Consider the following 22258-nt stretch of genomic DNA (forward strand, 5'->3'; position numbering starts at 1 on the left):
ATTTCGATATTGTTCGCGCAATGTCAATACCGCGCCTTGACATCGATACGCAGCAACTGCCAGCATCGAGGCAGTTCCGTGCACATCAACGCCGTTCACGGCAGCTCATCCACTTCACAACTGGCCGTACATTTGATTTCCAGATCGAGGTAATCGACACACTATGGACGAGAACCACTACCGCGCCACCAGACGTCGCGCGTCCCTGGTCGCGCCGGGTTCAGACGAGCGCAAGGCACGCAAAGCACTCTTCTCGAACGCAGACGAGGTGATTCTCGACCTCGAAGATGCCGTCACTTCGGCGAACAAGGACCTGGCGCGAACCCTCGTGAGCACCTTGGTGCACGAGTTCGGTAGGGCGCGCACCATCTCGGTCCGAATCAACGGCCTGACCACACCATGGGCCCGCGACGACCTGATCGCCTGCGGCGCCCTCGGAGAATCGCTGACGAGCGTGATCGTCCCGAAGGTCGAGTCCGCCGACGAACTACTCGAGGCCGAGCACATCCTCTTCACTGCCGGTGGGCACCACACCACCCTGCAAGCCCTGATCGAAACTCCGCTCGGCGTCCAGAATGCCGACTCCATCGCCCGCGCGACTCCTCGTCTCCAAGCCGTGATCATCGGATACGCCGATCTCGGTGCAGCGCTCGGCCGTTCACGCTCGGCACTGCCTGAACACTGGCTTGCCGTCCAGGACAGAATCCTGATCGCCTGCCGCGCAGCCGGCGTCGCAGCCATCGACGGGCCCTTTCTCGGCATCACCGACGACGACGCTTTCCGCCGCGCCGCGCACTGGACCAGCGCTCTCGGGTTCGACGGCAAATGGGTCATCCACCCGGCGCAGATCGACTCGGCCACTACCGCATTCACTCCTTCGGACGACGCCGTCAATGACGCCCGACGGGTACTGACCGCACTCGAAGAAGCCGAAACCCTGGGTTCGGGTGCCGCCCAACTCGACGGCCAGATGCTCGACGAAGCTGTGGCCGTGGCAGCGCGTCGTACGCTTGCCCGAGCCGAAGGAGTCACCGTATGAGCGAGCACTACGTGGGAGGCCCGTACTTCGACGAGCTCACCCATGGTCAGATCTTCGACGAAGCCCCCGCGGTGACGTTGACCAGTGGACTCGCCGCCTCCCATCAGGCGATCCTCGGTGACCGCATGCGCTTGCCTCTCGACGCACACTTGTCGTCGAGCGTCACGGGTTCCGTTGCACCAGTGGCGAATCCAGGACTGGTCACCGACATCGCCATCGGCCAGTCAACCGTGGTCACACACCACGTCAAGGCGAACCTCTTCTACCGTGGACTGCGATTCCACCGTTTCCCGGTACTCGGCGACACTCTGTACACGCGCACCGAGGTTGTCGGTCTACGCGAGAACTCGGCCAAGCCGGGACGCGGCGCCACCGGACTTGCCGCGCTACGGATGACGTCTGCTGATCAGAACGGCAACACGGTCCTCGACTTCTACCGCTGCGCCATGCTCCCCCTGAGCCCCGACCCGATCGAGACGAGAACTCGCCACGCCGACGACCTCGGGGCGATCGGTCCGTCCGAACCGGCTCCGTACGTATCACCTGACGGTTGGGACCTCGACACGTATCGAGAGCGGGTACCCGGCAGGCACTTCGATTCCGATTTGGTGGGCTCCGTCTTCCACAGCAGCGGCGACGTCGTCTCCAGCGCACCCGAACTTGCCCGGCTGAGCTTGAACATCGCAGCGACGCACCATGACGATCGCGTCGGCGCCCACGGTCGCCTCGTCTACGGCGGCCACACCATCGGGATCGCACTCGCCCAGGCGACTCGCGCTCTGCCCAACGTGGTGACGGTTCTCGGGTGGCACTCGTGCGATCACACCGGACCCGTTCACGAGGGCGATACCCTCACGAGCGAACTGCACGTCGAAAACTCGTCGCCCCTCGAACACGGAACCGCAGTGCAACTGCGTTCGCTCGTGTTCTCCCACAATGCTTCTGCAACACAAACTCCGGTTCTCGACTGGCGTTTCACCGTGTTGATGGCATGAGCACACACTCTTCTATCACGGAGGACCACACATGACTCAGAGCCCAGGCCCGCTGTCCGGGCTTCGCATCGTCGAGGTCTCGAGCTTTGTCGCCGCGCCGCTGTGCGGACTGACGCTCTCCCAACTCGGCGCCGAGGTGATCCGGATCGACCCGATCGGAGGTGCCTCCGATTACAACCGCTGGCCCGTCACAGACAAGGGCGAGAGCATCTACTGGACCGGACTCAACAAAGGCAAACGGTCACTGTCAGTGGACATGCGCGCCGAACGCGGCCAAGAACTGATACGCCAACTGGTCACGGCGCCGGGACCTGGCGGCGGAATCCTGGTCACCAACGCCGGCGGCCGTAAGTGGATGAGCCACGACTCCCTGGCCCAGTTGCGTAGCGACGTCATCACCCTCGAGATCCTCGGACGCCGCGACGGCAGCCCCGGAGTCGACTACACGGTCAACGCCGCCTTGGGATTTCCACAGATCACCGGCCCCGCCGACTACGCCGGAGTTGTCAACCACGCACTGCCCGCCTGGGACGTCGCATGCGGGCTCTACGCCGCCCTGTCGATCACTGCCGCAGTGCGCCAACGTGACTCGACCGGACATGGATCTCGGATCACGCTCCCACTCGAAGACGTCGCATTGGCCACCGCGGGAACCCTCGGTTACCTCACCGAGGTACAAGTGAACGGTCGCAGTCGCGAGTCCGGCGGAAACGCCGTCTACGGCACGTACGGAATCGATTTCGTCTCCAGCGACAACGAACGGTTCATGATCGTTGCACTCACTACCCGCCATTTCCGCGACCTTGCGTCGGTCACCGGCACCACGGCGGCTGTCGACGCTGTCGAAGCTGCGCTCGGAGCCGACTTCTCCACCGAAGCGGATCGCTACCGTCATCGAGAGGTACTCACTGCTCTGTTCTCACATTGGTTCCGGGAACACAGCGGCGCCGAGATCGCTGCAGCGCTGGACACATCGTCGGTTCTGTTCGAGAGGTACCGCAGTTTCGAGGAAGTGGTGAAATCTGGCGAACTGGAGAACAACCCGATGTTCTCCGCACTCGATCAACCTCGAATCGGAAGCTACCTGGCTGCCGCCAATCCTGCCTCGTTCGACGGCGCACACCTGGGTACCGGACCCGCCTCCGAGGTCGGCGGCGATTCGATCGCGGTGCTCGCCGACATCCTCGGAACCAACGCCGATCACGCCTCGACGCTGATCGCGGACGGCGTGGTCGGGGTTCCGGCGAACTGACCTACCCGGAAGATGTTTTCGGCCTCGGAACACTTGTTCCGAGGCCGACAACATGTCGAGAGTGCGTCAGAGACCAAGATCCTTCGCGATGATGGTCTTCATGACTTCACTTGTGCCACCGTAGATTCGTGTGACACGCGTGTCTGCGTAAAGACGCGCGATGGGATACTCGGTGATGTAGCCGTACCCGCCGTGCAATTGGAGGCACTTGTCGATCACTCGACCTGCCGCCTCGGTGCAGAACAGTTTCGCCTTCGCTGCGTCGGGAATCGTCAGAGTGCCGCGGTCATGACATTCGAGTGCGTTGTCGGACACCAGCTGGATGGCATCAACCTCGGTAGCGCATTCGGCCAGAACGAATTTGGTGTTCTGGAAGGCCGCGACCGGCTTGCCGAACACCTTGCGGTCCTTGACGTAGTCGATGGCAAAGCGAAGCGCTGCACTGGCAGTGGCGGCCGCTCCGAACGCGATGGTCAACCGCTCCTGAGCCAGGTTGTGGGTCAGATAGCTGAAGCCGTCGCCCTCTTCTCCGAGTCGGTCCTCGACGGGCACCTTGACGTCGACAAACGAAAGCTCCGCAGTGTCGGAGGTCTTGAGCCCGATCTTGTTGATCTTGCGCCCCACCGAGTATCCGGGCGACGACGTATCGATCACCAGAATCGACAACCCCGTGCGCCGGTTCTCCGCTGTGCTGGGCGCGGTACGGCACACCACCAGGACGCGGTCGGCAAGTACTCCACCGGTGATGAACGTCTTGGAACCATTGACCACGTAGTGCGTACCGTCCTCCGACAGCTTGGCCGTGGTCGCGATGTTCGCCAGATCCGATCCTGTTCCCGGTTCGGTCATCGCAATCGCGAACATCAGATCTCCGGAAGCGAAGCCCGGCAACCAGCGGCTCTTCTGTTCTTCGTTCGCGTACTCGAGCAGGTAGGGCAGGATCAGGTTCGTATGCACCGACTGCGAGCCGAATGACGCCCCGGCGGCAGCAACTTCCTCGGCGACGACGACGTTGAACTTGAGCGACTTCTCGCCGCCTCCGCCGTATTCTTCCGGCACCTGAATTCCGAGTACGCCCAGCTCTCCGAGTCGTCGGTAGAAGTCACGGGGCGGGTGACCGTCCTCTTCCCACTTCTCGTGGACCGGGGTTACTTCCTTCGCGATGAAATCGCGAACGGTTGCCCGGAATGCCTCGTGATCCTCGTTGAACACGGTGCGCTGCATGTATGAACTCCAGTCGGTCAAGGGGACAGGGTGATCCTGATCTCACCTTGCCTCAATGTTCCGCATTCGATCCAACACCCATCGGCTATGCGTCCGATAGGGCGTACCAATATGGCCTGACCTGCGATACATAGGCAACCGCTATCGTTCCGATCATCGACGCGACATTGCTCAAAGTGATCCAGAACACGTTGAATGAGTCAGCCGGCAAACACACCACCATCGATCGCTTCGAGGCCGCGCTTCGAGCACGATCGCATCCGCCCACCAGTCTCGAAGGGACGCCACGTGACCCCCATCGCGCCACAGCGTAACGACGTCCAGCCCGAAGCAACAGCAACGCCAGATTCGTCAGCAGTTCCCGTCTTCGGTACCCGCAAGCGTGCGTGGACGATGACCGGGCTCGTCGTTTTCCTCTACATCGTCAACTACGCGGACAAGGCAGTCCTCGGAATCATCGCTCAGCCCCTCGCTCGTGAGCTCGGACTGAAGTCTTCGCAAATCGGCATGGTCGGCTCGCTCTTCTTCCTGATGTTCTGCATCGGTGGATTCCTCGCCGGACCGCTCAACAAGTACCTGACCCTGCGTTGGGCGCTGTTGATCCTGGCCGCAATCTGGTCCGTGGTCATGCTCCCCCTCGTTCTCGGCGCCAGCCTCGCGATGTTGATCGTCTCGCGCATGCTCCTCGGATTTGCCGAAGGCCCCAGTTCGGCGCTGATGCACACCGCGGCGTACTCGTGGCACCCGCCGGCCAAGCGCGGCCTTCCCGGCGCAATGCTCGCCGGATCCGCCTCTGTCGCAAAGATCGCCCTCGCGCCGGTACTGACCTTCATCGCCGTTCATTACGGCTGGCGCGCAGCAGTTCTCTCGCTCTCCGTTCTCGGTCTCGTGTGGATGGGTTGCTGGCTGGCCGGTTGGTCCGAGGGCCCGTACACGAGCAAGGCCGTCAAGGCGACCAAGACTGCAGATACAGAAGCAACCGAGGCAGCCGGGACAGCCACGAAGGCGGTCACCGAGCCCAACGTTCCGTGGCGCAAGATCCTGCTCTCCCGCACCTTCGTCAGCTGCTGCTTCCTCATCGCGACCATCTACGCGCTGACCACCGTCGTTCTCACCTGGTTGCCGTCGTACTTCGAGGTCGGCCTCGGATACAGTGCGATGCAGGCCGGTTCGATGTTCGCGCTGCCCTCGATCGTCGGTCTCGTCCTCATGATCACCTCCGGTTCCGTCACGGACAAGTTGATCGGCCGCGGCTTCACCTCTCGTACGGTTCGCGTCATCGTTCCCTGTGTCGGCGTTCTGATCTGCGGATCGATTCTCCTGTTCCTGCCACAGATCTCCACTCCCATCGTCGCTGTCGCCATGGTCTCGATCGGCTACGGGTTCTCGGCAATCACCTTCCCGCTCATCAACGCTGCGATCTCGGAGCTGTGCCCGCCGCAGCAGACTGCCGGAACGATGGGATTCTTCCTCGCCATCATGTCGATCGGTGGCCTGATTGCTCCTTACGCAACGGGAGTCATCGTGGACAACGCTGCAACCCCGGCCGACGGTTACGCCCAGTCCTTCCAGGCAATCGGCGTCATCGGAGTGATCGCCGCGGTTCTGGTCCTCGTCTTCGCCAATCCCGAGCGCGATCGCAAGCTCATCCGAGGCTGAGTACTCCACGTATAGCCATTCGCTAACAAAGCCATTCACCGAAAGACATTGCCGGGTCGACCCGCTCGTGATCGACTCGAGACACGCCCCGACCGCACAGTCGCAGAACCGGGCACGAACAGCAGGAGAGATACATGCGAGATGCCGTCATCGTCGACGCAGTACGTACACCGATCGGCCGTCGCGGCCGCGCCCTCTCGGAGATCCATCCGGCCGAGTTGTCCGCCCATGTACTGCGTGCGCTCGCTGAACGGACCGGACTCGACGCGGCGACGGTCGACGACGTGATCTGGGGTTGCGTCAGTCAGGTCGGCGAGCAGGCCGGAAGCATCGCCCGCACAGCGGCACTCGCTGCCGGCTGGCCCGACAGCGTTCCCGGCGTCACACTGACCCGGGCCTGCGGATCGAGCCAGCAGGCAGTTTCCTTTGCTGCGGCCACCGTCATCTCCGGTCAGAACGACGTGGTCGTAGCCGGAGGCGTCGAATCGATGTCACGAGTACCGATGGGTACCGCCAGCAAGAACGGTGAGCATTTTCCGGCTTCGGTACTCGAACGCTACGGGGTGGACGGTTTCAGCCAGGGGACCGGCGCCGAGATGATGGCCCGGAAATGGGCACTCACACGAACAGCTCTGGACGAATACTCCCTCCGCTCACACGAACTCGCGGCCCGTGCCACCGATGAAGGGGCATTCACCGGGCAGATCACTCCGATCGCGGGCTTGTCCCAGGACGAAGGCATTCGGCGAGGCGGAAGTGTGGAGTCGCTCGCGAAGTTGCCCCCGGCCTTCGACGCCGACGGTGCCATCCACGCCGGCAACTCTTCTCAGATCTCCGACGGGGCGGGCGCCACACTCGTCACGACCAGCGAGTACGCCCGGGCACGCGGGTGGAAGCCGCTCGTTCGTATTCACACCGCAGTGGTCGCAGCCGACGACCCGGTCATCATGCTCACCGGTCCGATTGCCGCCACCGCAAAGGCATTGGATCGCTCCGGATTGTCCATCGACGACATCGGCGCCTTCGAGATCAACGAGGCATTCGCCCCCGTCCCGCTTGCCTGGCAGGCTGAAACCGGCGCAGCCATCGATCGTGTGAATCCGCTCGGCGGCGCTATCGCGGTCGGCCACCCACTCGGCGGATCAGGTGCGATCTTGATGACTCGCCTGGCACATCACATGCGCGACAACGGAATTCGCTACGGTCTCCAGTCGATGTGCGAGGCCGGCGGCATGGCCAATGCGACCATTCTCGAATTGATCTGACCCGACAACGCTTTCGGGCCGACACGTCATCCAGCAGGAAAGAAGAATTGATCCATGAAACTCGAGGGACTTTCCACCGCGATCACCGGCGGCGCTTCAGGCCTCGGCCTGGCAACCGCTCGACGGCTGCTCGACGCCGGAGCGCAGGTCACGTTGATCGATCTGCCTTCGTCCGACGGTAAGCAGGTGGCGGCCGATCTCGGTGCTGCCGCACAATTCGCCCCGGCCGACGTCACCGACAGCGAACAATTCGCCGAAGCACTCGACGCGGCGCACGAGCGCGGCGGCCTCCGCGGCGTCGTCCACTGCGCGGGTGCCGGGCGTCGTATGCGCATTCTCGACAAGGACGGAAAAGCCGGATCGGTCGAAGATTTCGAGTTCGTCGTCAAGCTGAATCTTGTCGGTTCGTTCAACGCACTCCGTCTCGGCGCCGAGCGGATGGCGGAACTCGACGCCGTGGACGGTGAGCGAGGTGCCATCGTCATGACGGCGTCGGTCGCAGCATTCGAGGGTCAGATCGGTCAGATCAACTACACAGCGTCCAAAGCCGGCATCGTCGGTATGACGGTCACCGCTGCCCGCGATCTCGCCAGCCGCGGAATTCGCGTCAACACCATTGCTCCCGGCATCATGGACACTCCCCTGCTGGCGCGCCTACGCGAAGACGTGCGCACGGCCCTCGAAGCCTCTGTTCCCAATCCCTCACGACTGGGTCGTCCGGACGAGTTCGGCCAGCTCGCCGTCTCGATGCTCGAGAACGGCTACCTCAACGGCGAGACCATCAGACTCGACGGCGCTATCCGAATGGCTCCCCGGTGACGGGCACCAGCGTGATCGCCAATCCACAACTGCGGCACAACATGCAATACCCGGATACCACCATGGCGTACTGGGCGCCCAGCATGGCGGCGCTCTACGGTGACCGCCTCGCCGTCGTGGACGGCGAGCGTACGTGCACCTTCCGCGAACTCGGTCAGCGCAGTGCGCAATTCGCCGGCGCACTGCGGCAAGCCGGGGTGGGCGTCGGCGACGTGGTGTTGATGCACCTCGGGAACTGCGTCGAGTTCCTCCAGGCTTACTACGGATGCCTACAGGCCGGGGCGACAGTCACATTGGTCAACCCACTGCAGCCAGAGCTCGGCCTGCGCAAGCAGATCGAAGAGACGTCCGCCGTTGCTGCAGTGACTCAGAGTTCGCAGCTGCACGTACTGCTCGCGGCCGCTTCAGGAACCTCCGTGCGTACGATCGTGATGGTCCAGGACACCGAGGGCGCGCTCGACACACCGGAGTCGGTCGTCGCATTCGACTCCTTCATCGCCGATCTACCCACCGAATTCACCCCTGCCTCGGTTCGTAGCGACGACATCGCACACATCGCGTTCACCGGCGGAACCACCGGAGTCTCCAAAGGTGTTCGTGTTCTTCACCGCAACGTCGTCGGCAACATCACGCAGATGTGTGGGTGGAGAACCGGTCACGAGTTGGATGCAGGTCCTGAAGGTCTCGTCACTCCTCGACGCATCGATGGCCTCGACGTGCTCGGTCCGACGCCCGGGACCGGGGCGACCATCGTTGTCTCCCCTCTCTTCCACGCACATTCGTTGCTCAACACGTCGTTCCTGTTGATTTCCGGTCTCACCCAGGTGTTTGCCGGTCGGTTCGAACCCGGCCGGATGCTCGAGCTGATCGAAAAGCACGAGGCCACCTATCTCACCGGGTCTCCCGCTATGTGGCACGCACTGTCGGTTCATCCCGACGCTACGGTGCGCAACACCGACAGCGTGTGCGTCGTGTCTTCGGGTGCTGCCCCGATCGACAGTGTCACGCTCGCCGCACTCCGCCGGGCATTTCCCAAAGCGCTCGTCGTCGAAGGCTACGGGCTGACCGAGGCCACCTGTGTGGTCACGGCCGCTCCGCTGATCAACGGCTCGGAATATCGGCAGAGCAGCGTCGGCCTCCCGATCTTCGACACCGAAATCCAGATTCGCGATCAGCTCGACCGGAAGACCGTTCTGGGCGAGAACGAACGCGGCGAACTGTGGGTGCGTGGGCCTCAGGTCACCGACGGCTATCTCGGACACCCGGAAACCACCGCAGAACAGTTCGTCGACGGCTGGTTGGACACGGGAGACATCGCGTACCTGGACTCGGACGGATACCTCTTCATCTGTGACCGGGCCAAGGACATGCTCATCTACAAGGGGTACAACGTCTATCCGCGTGAACTGGAAGAGATTCTGGTCTCGCACCCGGCGATCTCGACTGCTGCGGTTGTCGGCCGCGAAGTGGGGAGCAACGGCCAGGAGCCCGTAGCCTTCGTGGTGATGATTCCGGGCGCCGAGTTCGACGCCGAGCGGATCAAGGCGTTCGTCGCCGAGCAGGTGCTGCCGTACAAGAAGATTCGCGAAGTCGTCGAGGTAGAACTCCTTCCGACATCGGCTGCCGGTAAGGTCCTCAAGACCGACCTCCGCTCGAGACTTCTCGAATCCGTCGATCAGAAAGGCGGTTCCAGGTGACGACCTTCGCAGACCTGACGTCGCAACTGCGTGTCCCGGTTCTCGCTTCACCGATGTTCATCATCTCGACTCCTGACCTCGTCATCGCGCAGTGCACCTCTGGCATCATCGGGTCCTTCCCGGCACTGAATGCTCGTCCGCAGTCGGCACTTCGGGATTGGCTCAAACTGATCACCGTGGCTCGTGAGGAACATGATCGTGAGCACCCGGAGAATCCGTCGGCGCCATTTGCCGTCAACCTCATCGTCCACCGGTCCAACAACCGCCTGGAAGAGGATCTGGCGACCATCGCCGAGTTCGAGGTTCCGATCGTCATCACGTCCCTCGGCGCTCGCACCGACATCAACGACGCAGTCCACGCATACGGCGGAATCGTTCTCCATGACGTCATCGACAATCGCTTTGCACGCAAGGCGATCGAGAAGGGCGCCGACGGACTGATCGCGGTAGCTGCCGGGGCCGGTGGTCATGCCGGTAGGCAGTCGCCGTTTGCCCTGATTCGGGAGATTCGTGAGTGGTTCGCCGGTCCACTGCTGTTGTCAGGTGCCATCGCTCATGGTGATTCGATTCTCGCTGCGCTCGCGGCCGGGGCCGATTTGGCATACGTCGGATCAGCTTTCATCGCAACCGAAGAGGCTAACGCGGATCCTGCGTACAAGGAGATGATCGTGGGTTCAGGGGCCTCCGACATCGTCTATTCCAACCTGTTCACCGGAGTACACGGAAACTACCTGCGGGGCAGCATCGTTGCCGCCGGCTTGGACCCCGACAACCTGGCCGAATCCGATCCATCCGCAATGAGTTTCGCGACCAACGACACCGATACCAAGGCCTGGCGTGACATCTGGGGCGCCGGACAGGGCATCGGAGCGATCGATGCAGTCCTTCCGACGCATGCAGTAGTAGAGCGTCTCGCCGCCGAGTACTCTGCCGCGCGAGAACGTATCTGCCGACTCTAGTGCTGTGACCGGCGTTCGTCGGACAGGTACTCGTGGATCAGGTTCACGAATACCTGTCCCACCGGCGACAACGTCGAGGGGTCGAAGGCGAGACCGTACGCACGCAGGAATCTCGGCTCGCAGGCCCGTTCCACCACCTGACCAGGCATCGATTTCGCCACCGAGCGCTCGACCAACGAGCCGCCGAGTCCGGCGATGACCATCGGGAGCCGCGACTCCCGTTGCTCGGTCACCACCGCGAGTTCCGTTCTGGTACCGGCCTTTCGGATCGAATCTTCGATCGCGTCACCCATCGCTGCCCCGCGAGGAACGAATACCATGGGAATGTCCGGCATTTCCGAAAGGCGTACCGGCCCCTCGGGTAGTTCCGTTCCCGCCGGGTAGACCAGGCGGTATTCCTGCTCCCCCAATTCGACGATTTCGAGCCCTTCGCCCGCCTCGAGCGGCAGATGAGCCACCGCGAATTCGCAGTGGCCGTCCCGGATGAGACTTTCCAGATTGTCCTCACGCTCGAGTTCCGAGAATCTGACTCGTGCTTGCGGATACCGTCGACAGAACTCCGCAATCAGATCGACGATCGTCCCCGAGGTCAGTGCAGGGAAAGCCATGATGTCGAGGCGACCGACGATGGCGCCATCGGATGCCGTCAACTGTTCAGCCGCCGCAGCTACGTCTCGCAAAACCTGTCGACTCGGGCCGACCAGACTGCGACCGGCAGCACTGAGCACCATGCCGCGCCCGATGCGGTGGAACAGCCTCACTCCCAGTTCACGTTCGAGCCCGCGCAACGCTTGTGACACGGTCGGCTGAGCAACGCCGAGAGCCGCTGCGGCGCCGTTGATCCCCTTGTTCTCGACCACTGCGAGGAAGTACTCCATCTGCCGGAACTCCACAGTTCACTCCTCTTCCGTGGACGGAACGGCGGAGGTGGCCATTTCCGCAGCCGTCGCGATGAATGCAGCGGCCGCCGGGGATTGCTCGCCCGAGCGATAGACGATACCGACGTCGCGTGTCAGCGGCGGATCGAAGGAGAAGGCGCAGACGTCTGTCATCTGCTGTTGTGCAACCCTTCTCGGCACTACAGTGGCGCCGATTCCTCGACGCACGAGTTCCCACGTGGTCACAGGGTGGACACAGTCCACGACTACGTTCTCGGCGCCTTCGCTGAGCAAGCCCCGGAACTGATTCGATTGATCACCGAGATCGACCACAAGCGGCAAACTGTGCAAGAGCGCTCGCGGAACCGGATCCGCCAACGGCGTTGCAAGTCGGCCGGACAACGACGCATGGGTGGCGAGCACCAACTCCTGAGTGGCAATCGGAGCCGTGACCAAACCTTCGTACCCGATACTCAGATCGGTGACGCCGACCTCGGCCGACCCTCGCCGCAACGCATTGTCGACCCCGGCCGGGCCGTACGTGTCGAGAACACGCACGACGATCTTCGGGAAGTTGGCCCGGAATCGCCGGACCAACTCGACCATCGGATCGATCGAGAACGCCGAGTACGAGACGACGTCGACACGACCGAACTCGAGTTCGCGAACGGCGGTCACTTTCGCCTTCGCGCGCTCGACGTCGGCAAGGATTCTCCTGGCCGCGAGATCGAACGTGCGGCCCGCGTCGGTAAGAACCAACCGCCTGCCCGTCCGGTCGAACAGCGTGGCGCCGAGTCGACGCTCGAGCGTACGAATTGCCTGTGACAGCGAGGGCTGCGAAATGTAGAGAGCCTGAGCGGCCTTCGTTATCCCACCGTGGTCGACAACAGCGACGAAGTAGGTGACGAAGTGCAGATCCACTCATCCATCATACGACCAGCGATCCGTCGCTCACTCCACCCGAGTTGCCCCTGGTACGGCCCACTCTCCGGTGAAGATCGGCTCCCGCTTTTCCACGAAGGCACGAACCGCGTCGGTGGCATCCGTCGCAAAATTGACCGCTTGCGCCCTCGCCTCGTTGTCCAAGGCCTCCCGCAACGAGAGGGAGGTGTGACGTTCGAGCATGGCGGCAGACTGACTCAGTGCGGCCGGCGGGCCGGCGGCGAGCCGCTGCGCCAGTGTTGACGTGTGTTCGTCCAGCTCGGCCGGTTCGACCAGATAAGTCACCAACCCGAGCTCGTAGGCTTCCTGTGCGTCGATCGTCTCGGCAAGCATCACCAGTCGCTTGGCTTGTTGGAGGCCGACCAGTCTCGGCAGGATCCACGAACCACCGAAGTCGACAGACAACCCCCGTTTGGCAAAGATCTGGCTGAACTTCGCACCCTTGGCCGCCACGACGAAGTCGCAGAGCAACGCCATGTTCCATCCGGCTCCGACGGCAAACCCGTCGACCTTCGCCACCAGAGGTTTGGGAAACTCACTCAGTGCGATTGCCGTTGCGTTGATGACACGCATGCGATCGAGCGGGTGCGACGAGCCACGCTTGTCCAGATCGGAGCCCGCGCAGAAGGTCCCATCCGCGCCGGTCAGGATCACCGAGCGAATCTGCGCGTCCTCTTGAAGTTCGAGGACTGCTTCACGTAGAGCGATCCAGGCGTCGAGATCGAGAGCGTTGCGGCGGTGCGGCCGACAGAGAACAATCGTCGCGACAGCACCGTCTCGTTCGATGCTTACGGCCGCACGCTCGATCGTCTCGGCACTCATGAACCACTCCACACGGGAGAGCGCTTCTCGGCAAATGCCGTGGCGCCCTCCTTGGCATCACGAGAGGTGAAGACCGGATCGATGAATTCGCGTTGCGCGACAAAGGCATCCGGATCGGTGTACTTGGCGGACATTGCCAGTACCTGCTTGGTCGCGCGAACAGCCAGTGGACCGTTAGCCGCTACTCGGGCCGCAAGCTCGCGTGCGACGGTCAGCGCGTGTCCCGGTTCGGCGAGCCGATTGACCAAGCCGTGATGATGCGCCACGGTGGCACTGAGTGGATCCCCCGTGATCGCGATTTCCATGGCCAACTGATACGGAAGAATCTTCGGCAGACGTAGGAGTCCGCCGGCGGCCGCGGCAAGTCCCCGCTTCACTTCGGGCAGGCCGAATTTCGCGTCCGTGGACGCCACGATCAAGTCGGCCGCCAAGGCCAGTTCGCAACCGCCGGCGAGTGCCCAACCTTCGACGGCTGCGATCAGCGGCTTCGACGGCGGTGCCTCGGTCAGACCGGCAAAACCACGACCCGGTAGCGATGGCCGCTCTCCGCGCGCAAATCCCTTCAGATCCATACCGGCGCAGAAGGTTCCACCAGATCCGGTCAGAATGCCGATGGTGAGATCGGGGCGTTCCTCGAACTCGTCGATCGCGGCGGCGAGTGCCTGTGCGAGTTCCAGGTTGACCGCGTTCTTGGCCTCGGGACGATTGAGGGTGATGACGGCAACGCCGTCGGCGAAGTCGGTGAGCACGACGCTCATGTTCGGTTCCTACTTCCGTGATGAGATTCTTGAAAGGTCACTGCGCGCGAATGCTCCAGCGCACGGGTGTGCCGCCGGACGGTGTCACGATCTCCCGCTTGGCCAAAACAACAAGATGAGCATGGGTTTCGCGGACTGCCAAGCGAAGTAGTCGCGGCGACATCTGTTCGAACGGGCGAGACCAGGAGATCGTGCGTGAGAGTTCCCAGGCCGTGGATTCAGGCTCATCCTGCACCGCAGCCACGATCTCCGCCAATCGCTCCTCGTGATGCCCCATCAATTGACGTGCACGATCGGCGATCCCACGGAATCGATATTCATGTGCCGGAAGCACTTCGCACTCGCCCAGTGTTGTCGTCGCCTCGAGCGAGAGAAGATAACGATGAAGTGGGTTCTCGAGTTCACCGGGAATCGTGGAGATGTTCGGGCTGATCCTCGGCAGCATGTGATCGCCGCTGAACAACAAGCCTCTGTCCTCTTCCACGAAACAGAGATGTCCGGGAGTGTGCCCCGGTGTCCATTGGGCGCGGAGATTCCAACCGGGCAGGTCGAGTGAATCCCCCTCTCCCAGAACAATGTCGATGGTTTCGTGCTCAGCGAACCGCACCAGGTCGACCCGAGACGCGTCGAGCACTTCGGCCGGTGCGCCGAGTTCGGACAACTGCAGGTTCCAGCCACTGATGTCGTCGCGGGTCTGTTCGGGCCCGTGGTACCCGAGGAGCGTCGCGTCGGCCACGTGCATCGCAAGTGTCGCGCCGCTGACCTGCCGAAGACGCGGCGCCAGGCCGAAGTGATCGGGATGCAGGTGCGTGATTGCCGCATAGCGCACTTCGGAAACGTGGTATCCGATCGATGCTATGCCGTCGACGAGAGCCTGCCAGGACTGTTCGTGATCCCAACCGACGTCGATGAGGGCAAGTCCGTCGTCGAGCGCGAGTGCGTAGACGAGTACGTAGCGCAAAGGGTTGTCCGGCATAGGAACAGGGATCGACCACAATCCGTCCCGCACCTGTTCGACCGGTGGAAGGACTTTGTTCGCCCATGCCTCACGTTGTGCGACACCGACGTCTTCGGTCACGATCATGATGCTTCTCCGCTCGCGTTCAGCATGGTCCGCAGGCTCGACTTGAGCAGTTTTCCGCTCGCGTTGCGAGGTAGGGAGTCCACGAAATGGATCTGGCGAGGTTTCTTGTACGACGCCAACTTCGCTGTGCTGAAAGCGATCAACTCGTCGACGCTCGGCACGTCGGCACCGTCGACCAGTTTGACCACTGCGGTCACGGATTCACCCCAGCGCTTGTCGGGAACCCCGACCACCGCGACCTCGGCGACCGAGGGGTGCTCGGCCAGAATGGATTCCACCTCGATCGGATAGACGTTCTCTCCGCCGGTGATGATCATGTCCTTGAGTCGATCGGTGACGAACAGATACCCCTCGTCGTCCAGATGGCCGGCGTCCCCCGTTCGGAGGAAACCGTCGTGGGTGAACAATTCGGCGGTCTCACGGTCACGTCGCCAGTATCCGCGAGTGTTGTTTCTACTGCGCGCGACGATCTCACCGGAATTATTGGGCGGCAATTCCTCACCAGTGGTGACGTCTCGAATCGAGATCTCGACGCCGATCATCGGCTTGCCCGCAGAGCGAAGCAACTCCGAACGCGGCCCGCTCACATGATGGTCGTAAGCACGAAGGACGGATACCGAACCCGTCGTCTCGGTCATCCCGTATCGCTGAACGAATTTGCAGTTCAAGACAGTCATCGCGTGGGCGAGGAGCGCCGGAGTGATCGGTGACGCCCCATAGGCGACCACCTCCAGGCTGGTCAGATCGAAACTGTCGAGAGTCGGCAGATCTACCAGCGTCTGAATGACTGCAGGCACCAGAAATGCGTGGGTGACGCGGTGGGTCGCGATGGCATCAGCGACCCGAGCCGGCGCCATGTCTCCGAGCAGCACCAAAGGCACTCCGGCCGACAAGCATGTACTCATCCAGCCGGCACCGGCGATGTGAAAGAGGGGAAGTGCATCGAGTGCGACTGCATTCGAACCGAATTCGTAGACATCGAACCCCTCGGGCTCGTTGTACAGATTCCGGTGCGTGGCCACGACGCCCTTGGGCCGGCCGGTTGTCCCGGACGTGTACAGCTGCAGAACTGCTGCGTCCGGATCGTGCCCGTGTCCGGGGTCGACACCGGTACCTGATGCCACGAACTCCGCCCAGGTTCGCGAATCCGGCAGGCCCCCTGCAGCTCCCACGGTTATGACCTCGATGTCCGGCAACGCTGCGGACATCGCCGCCGCCCCCGCGGCGAACTCGTCATCGACGATCAAGACGTCGAGCTCCGCGTCCTCGGCGATGTCGACGAGTTCGAGTGGGTTGAGCCGCCAGTTCAACGGTATGAACACAGCGCCTGCCTTCGCACATGCGATGAAGGTTTCCGCACCTTCGAGCCCCATACGCAGTAGCGCACCGACACGAGCACCCGTTGTGGTCACTTCTGCCAGCGCACTCGCCAAGGTGCTGGTCTCGCCATCCAGCTCAGCCCAAGTCAACGTTCGGTCGCCGCACGTGATTGCCGGATCGGACGGCCGTGTCGACGCCGAGTGGCGTATCCGGTTGGGTAGGTGAAGCTCGCTCACATCACGCTCCTGTGTTCCAGGTACTCACCGAGCACGAACCGCGGTCGGTGGTACTGGAACAGTCGACCATCGCTATGGCCTGCGCCACAAAGACGAGAAGGCGCACAGAGCCATAGCTCAGACCTATGTCCGCAGGTCGCAGCAAGTCACCGCCGCCAAGGCTCCGTCATCTGGGAGAATTCGTCAGATGCAGGCACCCGGGATGGACATACGCAGCGCGCAGTATCTCGTCGCGGTCGTCGATCACGGCAGCGTCACTGCCGCCGCGGACGTCCTGCGTATCTCGCAACCGTCCCTCTCGCAGGCCGTGCGCAACCTCGAACGAGCTCTCGGAGCCACACTCTTCGAGCGCACCACTCGCGGTCTGGCTCCCACCACGGTCGGACTGGCAGTTGCCGATTCTGCCCGTACGTTGCTCGCCGACGTTGCTCGGGCCGAGGCCGCGGTGGCTGCGGTAACCGCCTTGCGCGCCGGGGAACTCGCCATAGCAGTTCAGTCCGATCTCGCCATCGACCCTGTTGCAGAGGTCGCCGGACGCCTCCATCTGACGGCACCCGGAATTCGGTTCTCCACGAACGCCTCCGCCAACGCACAGGACGTGCGCGCGCTCGTCAGAGCAGGTACGTGTGAACTCGGGTTTCTCGAGACCCACCCGGGTACCGAAGTCTCCGACGGGCTTCGAGAAATTGCCGTGAGCACCCAGGAAACGGTCTTGTCGATCCCCATTCGCCTGGCCACAGACCTCCCCGATCCGGTTCCGCGCACGGTGGTCGCGCGCCTGCCGATGGTGGTCGAGGCATCCGCAGTTCGGCGCGGGCACTCGATCGACGACGATCTGGAACTCACCGACGTCGTCGTGGAAGTGCCAGATCGCCTTGCTGTCCGGGAAATGGTCGGGCAAGGTGTAGGCGCCGCGCTGCTGCCCAGATCGATCGCCGAACAAGACTCACCGGCATCTGAGGTTCGCTCGCTTTTCCCACCGATCACCCGGCAGACGATCTTGGTCTACCGCGACGGCCCGCTCTCACCGGCCGGGTCTGCGTACATCGAGAACATCTCCCCACGTCACAAGCCCTCCACGAACAGCCTGCCCAACGGCGAGAGCGTCTCCGGATCGAACTCGACGCCGTAATTCAGTGAGATCGGCGGCTCCACCGGAAATATCTCCGCGCCGGACGCGACCGATCTCTCGGCCAACGAACGCTCCATGAATGCCATGCCCAAACCAGCAAAGACGAACGCGCCGACGGTCTCCCGCTGCGCCAACTCCGTCGACATCCGAGTCCGGGCCCCGGCGGCCTGCAGAGACGACTCGATGGCAAGGCGAGCCCGCGAGTGTTTGAGCACACCCACCACGGGGAGATCGGGCAATGCCGTCAATGACACCGGCTCTCCCGCAGCGGGTTTCACACCATTCGGCCAGACGTCAGGATGAACCCCCGACGGCACTGCCAGCCAGTACTCGTTCACCCCCAACACTTTCGTGGACAGCGCCGACATGTCGGGTGGCCAGTAACTGAAGACCACCTCGCACGCGCCGTCTGCCAACACCTGCTCAGACGTTGCACCCTGCGGCAACTCACCGACCCGAACGGTCACAGCAGGCCACCGCTCACGAAAGTCTGCCACGATGCGTGCGATCGGACCTTCGAGACCATGTGCCGCGGAGCAGATGTCGAGCCGGCCACGAGGCTCGTCGGCCGTACCGATCGCGACGTCGAACGCGGCCGCGCTGCTGCGAGTCATCTGCCTCGCCGGCCCTACCAATGCCCGACCTGCTGCCGTCAGCACCAAACCGCGACCGACGCGGTGAAACAGTTCGACTCCGAGTTCACGCTCGAGGCCACGAATACCCTGCGACAGCGACGGCTTGGTGACCGACAGATTCTGCGCAGCCGTCGACAAGGACTCACCACCGGCAACGGCAAGGAAGTACTCGATCTGACGTAGGTCCACTCCATCGACTTTGCCATAAACGCAGACAGGTATACCGGTACCAAGCACTGCAGGGTGTTCACACACGCTTCATTAATCGGACATTCAGGACACACCTTCTTCTACCCGGCGCCACCTACCGTAATTGGTCCAGACCAATTACGGATAGGTCTGAACCACCGCGTCGAAGACAAGGAATCCTCGTGAGACGTACGACCATCGCGATAGCAGCCGTGACCGCGGCTCTCGCCGTTCCCGGCATCGCCCCCGCCGAATCCCACGCCGAACCCGGCTGGGGCAGTTCGTCCTTCGAATGGGGCAGCTCTTCGGGCGAGAACAACACGCCGCCCGCAGCGCCCGGCGTCAGCGTCCCCGGCGGACGGTACGAGCACCCCGTCGACCTGACCTTCACCGCCGAGCGCGGCGCCACCGTCCGCTACACCGTGGACGGAACGACACCCACCACCGACAGCCAAGCTGCCACGCCGGGACGTCCGCTGCACATCGCACAGGACACCAACGTCACTGTCGCAGCTTTCCGCGGCGATCACGCGAGCGCGGCCGTCTCGTTCGGCTACCTGATCAAGACCTCGGAAAAGCCGCTGGCTCAGGTCGTCGTGATGTCCGACGTCCACGTCGGCGATCACGCGAACAACGACAAGAAGTACGAAAGCTTCTTCGACACAATCGGTTCCATCTTCCCGAAACCCGACGCTATCCTCTCCAACGGGGACATGATCAACGACAACGGAGACGGCAAGGGGCCCGACCACAAGATCGTCGCAGAAATCTTCCAGGCAAACCTCGCCCGGAAGGGCATGAACGACACACAACTCCTGATCTCCAACGGCAATCACGATGCAAGTCTCGCGGCGATCAGAGCCGGATACCCGGCGGAGTGGTTCCCGGATTCCGGTGGCGGATACTACGAATCCGACGTCAATGGTGTCCATCTCTTCACGGTCAACACCGAAACCTACAACAATGATTCAGCGCAACGCAATTGGCTGAAGTCCCGCCTGACCGAAATCACCGCGGAGTCCGGGAACCTGACCAAGCCGATCCTGGTCCAGGGACACCGGCCGGCAAGCAACACAGCCATGGACGGGCAGCAGGCGTCGAACCCTCGATTGACCGAAGACCTGAGTGCCTTCCCTCAGGCAATCTTCTTCTCCGGGCACTCACATCTGAACAACAACGACGACCGGTCGATCCATCAGCGTGACTTCACGTCGGTCAACGACGGCTCGATGTCGTACATCGAAATCGATCACGGCTACCAGATGGCGACCGAGTCCGGTCTCGCGAACCGTTTCGAATCACCCACTGCCCAAGCGCTCTTCGTCGAGGTCTACCAGGACCGCACGGAAATCAACCGAATCAACATGGCCGCAGACAAGCACGACATCTACGCCGGTGGCGCGTGGTCAGCCAACTGGCAGCCGCCGTACTCGAGCGCGGGCACGCTGAGCGGTTCGGGGTGGACGGTCGAACTCGACGGGTCGACCAACCGGCAGATCAAGGACAACTTCCGCTACACCTCGGGCGCACGGAACACGCACGCGCCGGAGTTCACCTCGAGCACTCCGCTCTCGGTGACGACCGGCGAAAACGGTGCGACCGCACTGAGGATCGCGCAGGCCAAGGACGATCAGATGGTGCACCACTACGCCGTCGAGGTCACGGACACAGCCACCGGAGCGAAGGTGGTCTCGTCGAAGGTGCTCTCGGACTTCTACTTCATGCCGCGGCCGAACAGCCTCGACATTCCGATTCCCGATGCCGCAGCGGGCACCGCATACGAAGCCCGCGTCGAAGCCGTTGACGCATACGGCAACCGGTCACCGGTGACAACCCTGGCCTTCACCCGCTGACCCGACACGACAAAGCGGCACCGCGCATATTCGCGGTGCCGCTTCTCGGCTCAGTTGTACGTGCGAAGCAGGCCCTTGCTGATGATCTGCTTCTGGATGTCGCTGGTACCTTCACCGATCAGAAGGAACGGCGCCTCACGCATCAACCGCTCGATCTCGTATTCCTTGGAATAGCCGTATCCGCCGTGGATACGGAAGCTGTCCTGGGTGACCTCCGAGCAGAATTCACTCGCCAGATACTTCGCCATACCCGCTGCGACATCGTTGCGCTCACCCGAGTCCTTGAGCCTGGCAGCGTTGACCATCATCAGATGCGCCGCTTCGACTTTGGTGCCCATCTCGGCGATCCGGAACGCGATGGCCTGATGCTCGGCGATCGGCTTGCCGAAAGTCTCGCGTTGCTTGGCGTAGGTGACAGCCAGTTCGAAAGCGCGCTGGGCAATTCCGCAGGCACGCGCGGCGACGTTGACCCGGCCGACCTCGACGCCGTCCATCATGTGCCGGAATCCCGAGCCAGGGGTGCCACCGAGAACCTCCTCGGCTCCGATCTCGAAACGGTCGAAGATCATCTCCGTGGTGTCGATTCCCTTGTACCCCATCTTCTCGAGCTTGCCCGGAATGGTCAGGCCCGGGAGTACCTCGCCGAAACCTGCGGGCTTCTCGATCAATATCGTCGTCAGATTGTTGTGCGGCTTCTCCGCGCCCTCGTCCGTCTTGACCAGGACTGCCACCAAGGTCGAGGAACCTCCGTTGGTCAGCCACATCTTCTGGCCGGTGATCACGTAATCGCCGGAGTCCGTCCGCTTCGCCTTGGTCGATATGGCAGCAACATCGGAACCGAGAGCAGGCTCCGACATGGAAAATGCACCGGTGAGTTCCCCGGACGCCAGACGCGGCAGGTACTTCGCCTTCTGTTCCGGCGTCCCGTGCGCCGAAATCATGTGAGCCACGATGAAATGCGTGTTGATGACACCGGACACGCTCATCCATCCACGGGCCAATTCTTCGACGCACAGCGCGTAGGTGAGCAATGATTCGCCGATACCCCCGTACTCGGGGTCGATGGTCAGTCCGAACAGACCCATGTCCTTCATCTGCTTGACGATGTCGGTCGGGTACGTATCCGAGTGTTCGAGTTCCTGCGCCGCGGGGATGACCACACGATCGACGAACTCGCGTACCGCCCCGACGATATCGGTCTGGGTTTCGGTCAATCCCGCCGTCTGCGCCAAACGAGTCACTGTTCCACCTGTCAGTCGGTACTTCGTGCCCTCCCGGTCGACGAAATTGATTCGACTCCAGGAACTTTCATCCCACCGCGACGTGTGTGCGGCAGAGACGCTGCATCCATTCAATCCCCGAACGGTATATGTGTCAAAGTCGATTTCGCATACGAACCGTATGGCGGAAACTATGTCCGAACAGGTCGTTCCTGCTGTTGACAACCGCGCCACGTGTGCTGGATATTCGAGAGGCCAGGTCGCGGTGGGCCCTTCGATC

General features: G+C 62.5%; 19 protein-coding genes. 10 read left to right on the plus strand and 9 right to left on the minus strand.

All coding sequences use genetic code 11. The features are described from left to right. Window positions 1-163: 163 nt before the first annotated feature. The 3 genes from M1L53_RS11205 to M1L53_RS11215 are packed head-to-tail and all read left to right on the plus strand — an operon-like array spanning window position 164 to window position 3286. Entirely contained in the window at window positions 164-1039 is an 876-nt protein-coding gene (locus M1L53_RS11205; protein WP_054188390.1) for a CoA ester lyase, read from the plus strand. Further along, on the plus strand, window positions 1036-2034 hold the full coding sequence (locus M1L53_RS11210; RefSeq protein ID WP_054188391.1) for a MaoC family dehydratase: 999 nt from the start codon (window positions 1036-1038) through the stop codon (window positions 2032-2034). Before M1L53_RS11205 ends, M1L53_RS11210 begins: the two co-directional genes overlap by 4 nt. Window positions 2035-2065: 31 nt before the next feature. Beyond that, window positions 2066-3286, plus strand: a complete 1221-nt coding sequence (locus tag M1L53_RS11215) for a CoA transferase (protein ID WP_054188392.1) — start codon at window positions 2066-2068, stop codon at window positions 3284-3286. Between the two features lie 66 nt (window positions 3287-3352). Here the strand turns inward: M1L53_RS11215 and M1L53_RS11220 are convergent, their stop codons facing one another. After that, window positions 3353-4510, minus strand: a complete 1158-nt coding sequence (locus M1L53_RS11220) for an acyl-CoA dehydrogenase family protein (RefSeq protein WP_003940617.1) — start codon at window positions 4508-4510, stop codon at window positions 3353-3355. A gap of 195 nt (window positions 4511-4705) precedes the next feature. On the opposite strand from M1L53_RS11220, the gene M1L53_RS11225 reads away from it, so the two are divergent. The 5 genes from M1L53_RS11225 to M1L53_RS11245 all read left to right on the plus strand — a co-directional run bounded on the left by M1L53_RS11225 (window position 4706) and on the right by M1L53_RS11245 (window position 10909). Continuing rightward, complete coding sequence (locus M1L53_RS11225; protein ID WP_174519483.1) at window positions 4706-6169, plus strand: MFS transporter; 1464 nt, start codon at window positions 4706-4708, stop codon at window positions 6167-6169. 134 nt (window positions 6170-6303) lie between these two features. Then, window positions 6304-7434: a thiolase family protein gene (locus tag M1L53_RS11230; RefSeq protein WP_003939840.1), complete on the plus strand. Its 1131-nt coding sequence runs from the start codon at window positions 6304-6306 to the stop codon at window positions 7432-7434. Between the two features lie 54 nt (window positions 7435-7488). Then, on the plus strand, window positions 7489-8253 hold the full coding sequence (locus M1L53_RS11235; RefSeq protein ID WP_003939944.1) for an SDR family NAD(P)-dependent oxidoreductase: 765 nt from the start codon (window positions 7489-7491) through the stop codon (window positions 8251-8253). 41 nt (window positions 8254-8294) lie between these two features. Continuing rightward, window positions 8295-9950, plus strand: coding sequence for a class I adenylate-forming enzyme family protein (locus tag M1L53_RS11240; RefSeq protein WP_185744512.1), 1656 nt, complete (start codon window positions 8295-8297; stop codon window positions 9948-9950). Window positions 9951-10003: 53 nt separating this feature from the next. Further along, window positions 10004-10909, plus strand: coding sequence for a nitronate monooxygenase family protein (locus M1L53_RS11245; protein WP_202427117.1), 906 nt, complete (start codon window positions 10004-10006; stop codon window positions 10907-10909). Here the strand turns inward: M1L53_RS11245 and M1L53_RS11250 are convergent. Genes M1L53_RS11250 through M1L53_RS11275 form a run of 6 tightly spaced genes read right to left on the minus strand, consistent with a single transcriptional unit; the run spans window position 10906 to window position 16949 of the window. Then, the gene (locus tag M1L53_RS11250) at window positions 10906-11802 is read right to left on the minus strand and encodes a LysR family transcriptional regulator (protein ID WP_003939949.1); all 897 of its coding nucleotides are present in this window, start codon (window positions 11800-11802) and stop codon (window positions 10906-10908) included. The genes M1L53_RS11245 and M1L53_RS11250 overlap by 4 nt on opposite strands. A gap of 3 nt (window positions 11803-11805) precedes the next feature. Further along, window positions 11806-12708 carry a LysR family transcriptional regulator gene (locus tag M1L53_RS11255; RefSeq protein WP_007729501.1) on the minus strand — a complete coding sequence of 301 codons (903 nt, stop codon included), beginning with the start codon at window positions 12706-12708 and terminating at the stop codon, window positions 11806-11808. A 30-nt stretch (window positions 12709-12738) separates the two neighbouring features. After that, window positions 12739-13551 (minus strand): enoyl-CoA hydratase/isomerase family protein, encoded by an 813-nt coding sequence (locus tag M1L53_RS11260; protein ID WP_030537193.1) that lies wholly within the window; start codon window positions 13549-13551, stop codon window positions 12739-12741. Further along, window positions 13548-14309: a crotonase/enoyl-CoA hydratase family protein gene (locus tag M1L53_RS11265; RefSeq protein WP_030537194.1), complete on the minus strand. Its 762-nt coding sequence runs from the start codon at window positions 14307-14309 to the stop codon at window positions 13548-13550. The genes M1L53_RS11260 and M1L53_RS11265 overlap by 4 nt, the downstream gene beginning before the upstream one ends. A gap of 37 nt (window positions 14310-14346) precedes the next feature. Next, complete coding sequence (locus M1L53_RS11270) at window positions 14347-15393, minus strand: MBL fold metallo-hydrolase (protein WP_030537195.1); 1047 nt, start codon at window positions 15391-15393, stop codon at window positions 14347-14349. Continuing rightward, window positions 15390-16949: a long-chain-fatty-acid--CoA ligase gene (locus M1L53_RS11275; RefSeq protein WP_003939977.1), complete on the minus strand. Its 1560-nt coding sequence runs from the start codon at window positions 16947-16949 to the stop codon at window positions 15390-15392. The genes M1L53_RS11270 and M1L53_RS11275 overlap by 4 nt, the downstream gene beginning before the upstream one ends. Window positions 16950-17136: 187 nt before the next feature. Here M1L53_RS11275 and M1L53_RS11280 point away from each other — a divergent pair, with 187 nt between their 5' ends. Next, window positions 17137-18081 carry a LysR family transcriptional regulator gene (locus M1L53_RS11280; protein WP_054188394.1) on the plus strand — a complete coding sequence of 315 codons (945 nt, stop codon included), beginning with the start codon at window positions 17137-17139 and terminating at the stop codon, window positions 18079-18081. On the opposite strand, the gene M1L53_RS11285 is transcribed toward M1L53_RS11280, so the two are convergent. Then, window positions 18015-18905 (minus strand): LysR family transcriptional regulator, encoded by an 891-nt coding sequence (locus M1L53_RS11285; protein ID WP_007729523.1) that lies wholly within the window; start codon window positions 18903-18905, stop codon window positions 18015-18017. The genes M1L53_RS11280 and M1L53_RS11285 overlap by 67 nt on opposite strands. 182 nt (window positions 18906-19087) lie before the next feature. On the opposite strand from M1L53_RS11285, the gene M1L53_RS11290 reads away from it, so the two are divergent. After that, on the plus strand, window positions 19088-20758 hold the full coding sequence (locus M1L53_RS11290) for a chitobiase/beta-hexosaminidase C-terminal domain-containing protein (RefSeq protein ID WP_054188395.1): 1671 nt from the start codon (window positions 19088-19090) through the stop codon (window positions 20756-20758). A 50-nt stretch (window positions 20759-20808) separates the two neighbouring features. Here M1L53_RS11290 and M1L53_RS11295 read toward each other — a convergent pair whose 3' ends face one another. Beyond that, the gene (locus tag M1L53_RS11295) at window positions 20809-21999 is read right to left on the minus strand and encodes an acyl-CoA dehydrogenase family protein (protein WP_054188477.1); all 1191 of its coding nucleotides are present in this window, start codon (window positions 21997-21999) and stop codon (window positions 20809-20811) included. Window positions 22000-22258: the final 259 nt, after the last annotated feature.

It is taken from the genome of Rhodococcus sp. T9N (genome assembly GCF_024436645.1).
Lineage (GTDB): Bacteria > Actinomycetota > Actinomycetes > Mycobacteriales > Mycobacteriaceae > Rhodococcus_F > Rhodococcus_F qingshengii.

Coding starts and splice junctions, on each gene's coding strand:
- M1L53_RS11205 (WP_054188390.1), top strand. CDS start 164: ATGGACGAGAACCACTACCGCGCCACCAGACGTCGCGCGTCCCTGGTC.
- M1L53_RS11210 (WP_054188391.1), top strand. CDS start 1,036: ATGAGCGAGCACTACGTGGGAGGCCCGTACTTCGACGAGCTCACCCAT.
- M1L53_RS11215 (WP_054188392.1), top strand. CDS start 2,066: ATGACTCAGAGCCCAGGCCCGCTGTCCGGGCTTCGCATCGTCGAGGTC.
- M1L53_RS11220 (WP_003940617.1), bottom strand. CDS start 4,510: ATGCAGCGCACCGTGTTCAACGAGGATCACGAGGCATTCCGGGCAACC.
- M1L53_RS11225 (WP_174519483.1), top strand. CDS start 4,706: ATGAGTCAGCCGGCAAACACACCACCATCGATCGCTTCGAGGCCGCGC.
- M1L53_RS11230 (WP_003939840.1), top strand. CDS start 6,304: ATGCGAGATGCCGTCATCGTCGACGCAGTACGTACACCGATCGGCCGT.
- M1L53_RS11235 (WP_003939944.1), top strand. CDS start 7,489: ATGAAACTCGAGGGACTTTCCACCGCGATCACCGGCGGCGCTTCAGGC.
- M1L53_RS11240 (WP_185744512.1), top strand. CDS start 8,295: ATGCAATACCCGGATACCACCATGGCGTACTGGGCGCCCAGCATGGCG.
- M1L53_RS11245 (WP_202427117.1), top strand. CDS start 10,004: ATGTTCATCATCTCGACTCCTGACCTCGTCATCGCGCAGTGCACCTCT.
- M1L53_RS11260 (WP_030537193.1), bottom strand. CDS start 13,551: ATGAGTGCCGAGACGATCGAGCGTGCGGCCGTAAGCATCGAACGAGAC.
- M1L53_RS11265 (WP_030537194.1), bottom strand. CDS start 14,309: ATGAGCGTCGTGCTCACCGACTTCGCCGACGGCGTTGCCGTCATCACC.
- M1L53_RS11270 (WP_030537195.1), bottom strand. CDS start 15,393: ATGATCGTGACCGAAGACGTCGGTGTCGCACAACGTGAGGCATGGGCG.
- M1L53_RS11280 (WP_054188394.1), top strand. CDS start 17,137: ATGCAGGCACCCGGGATGGACATACGCAGCGCGCAGTATCTCGTCGCG.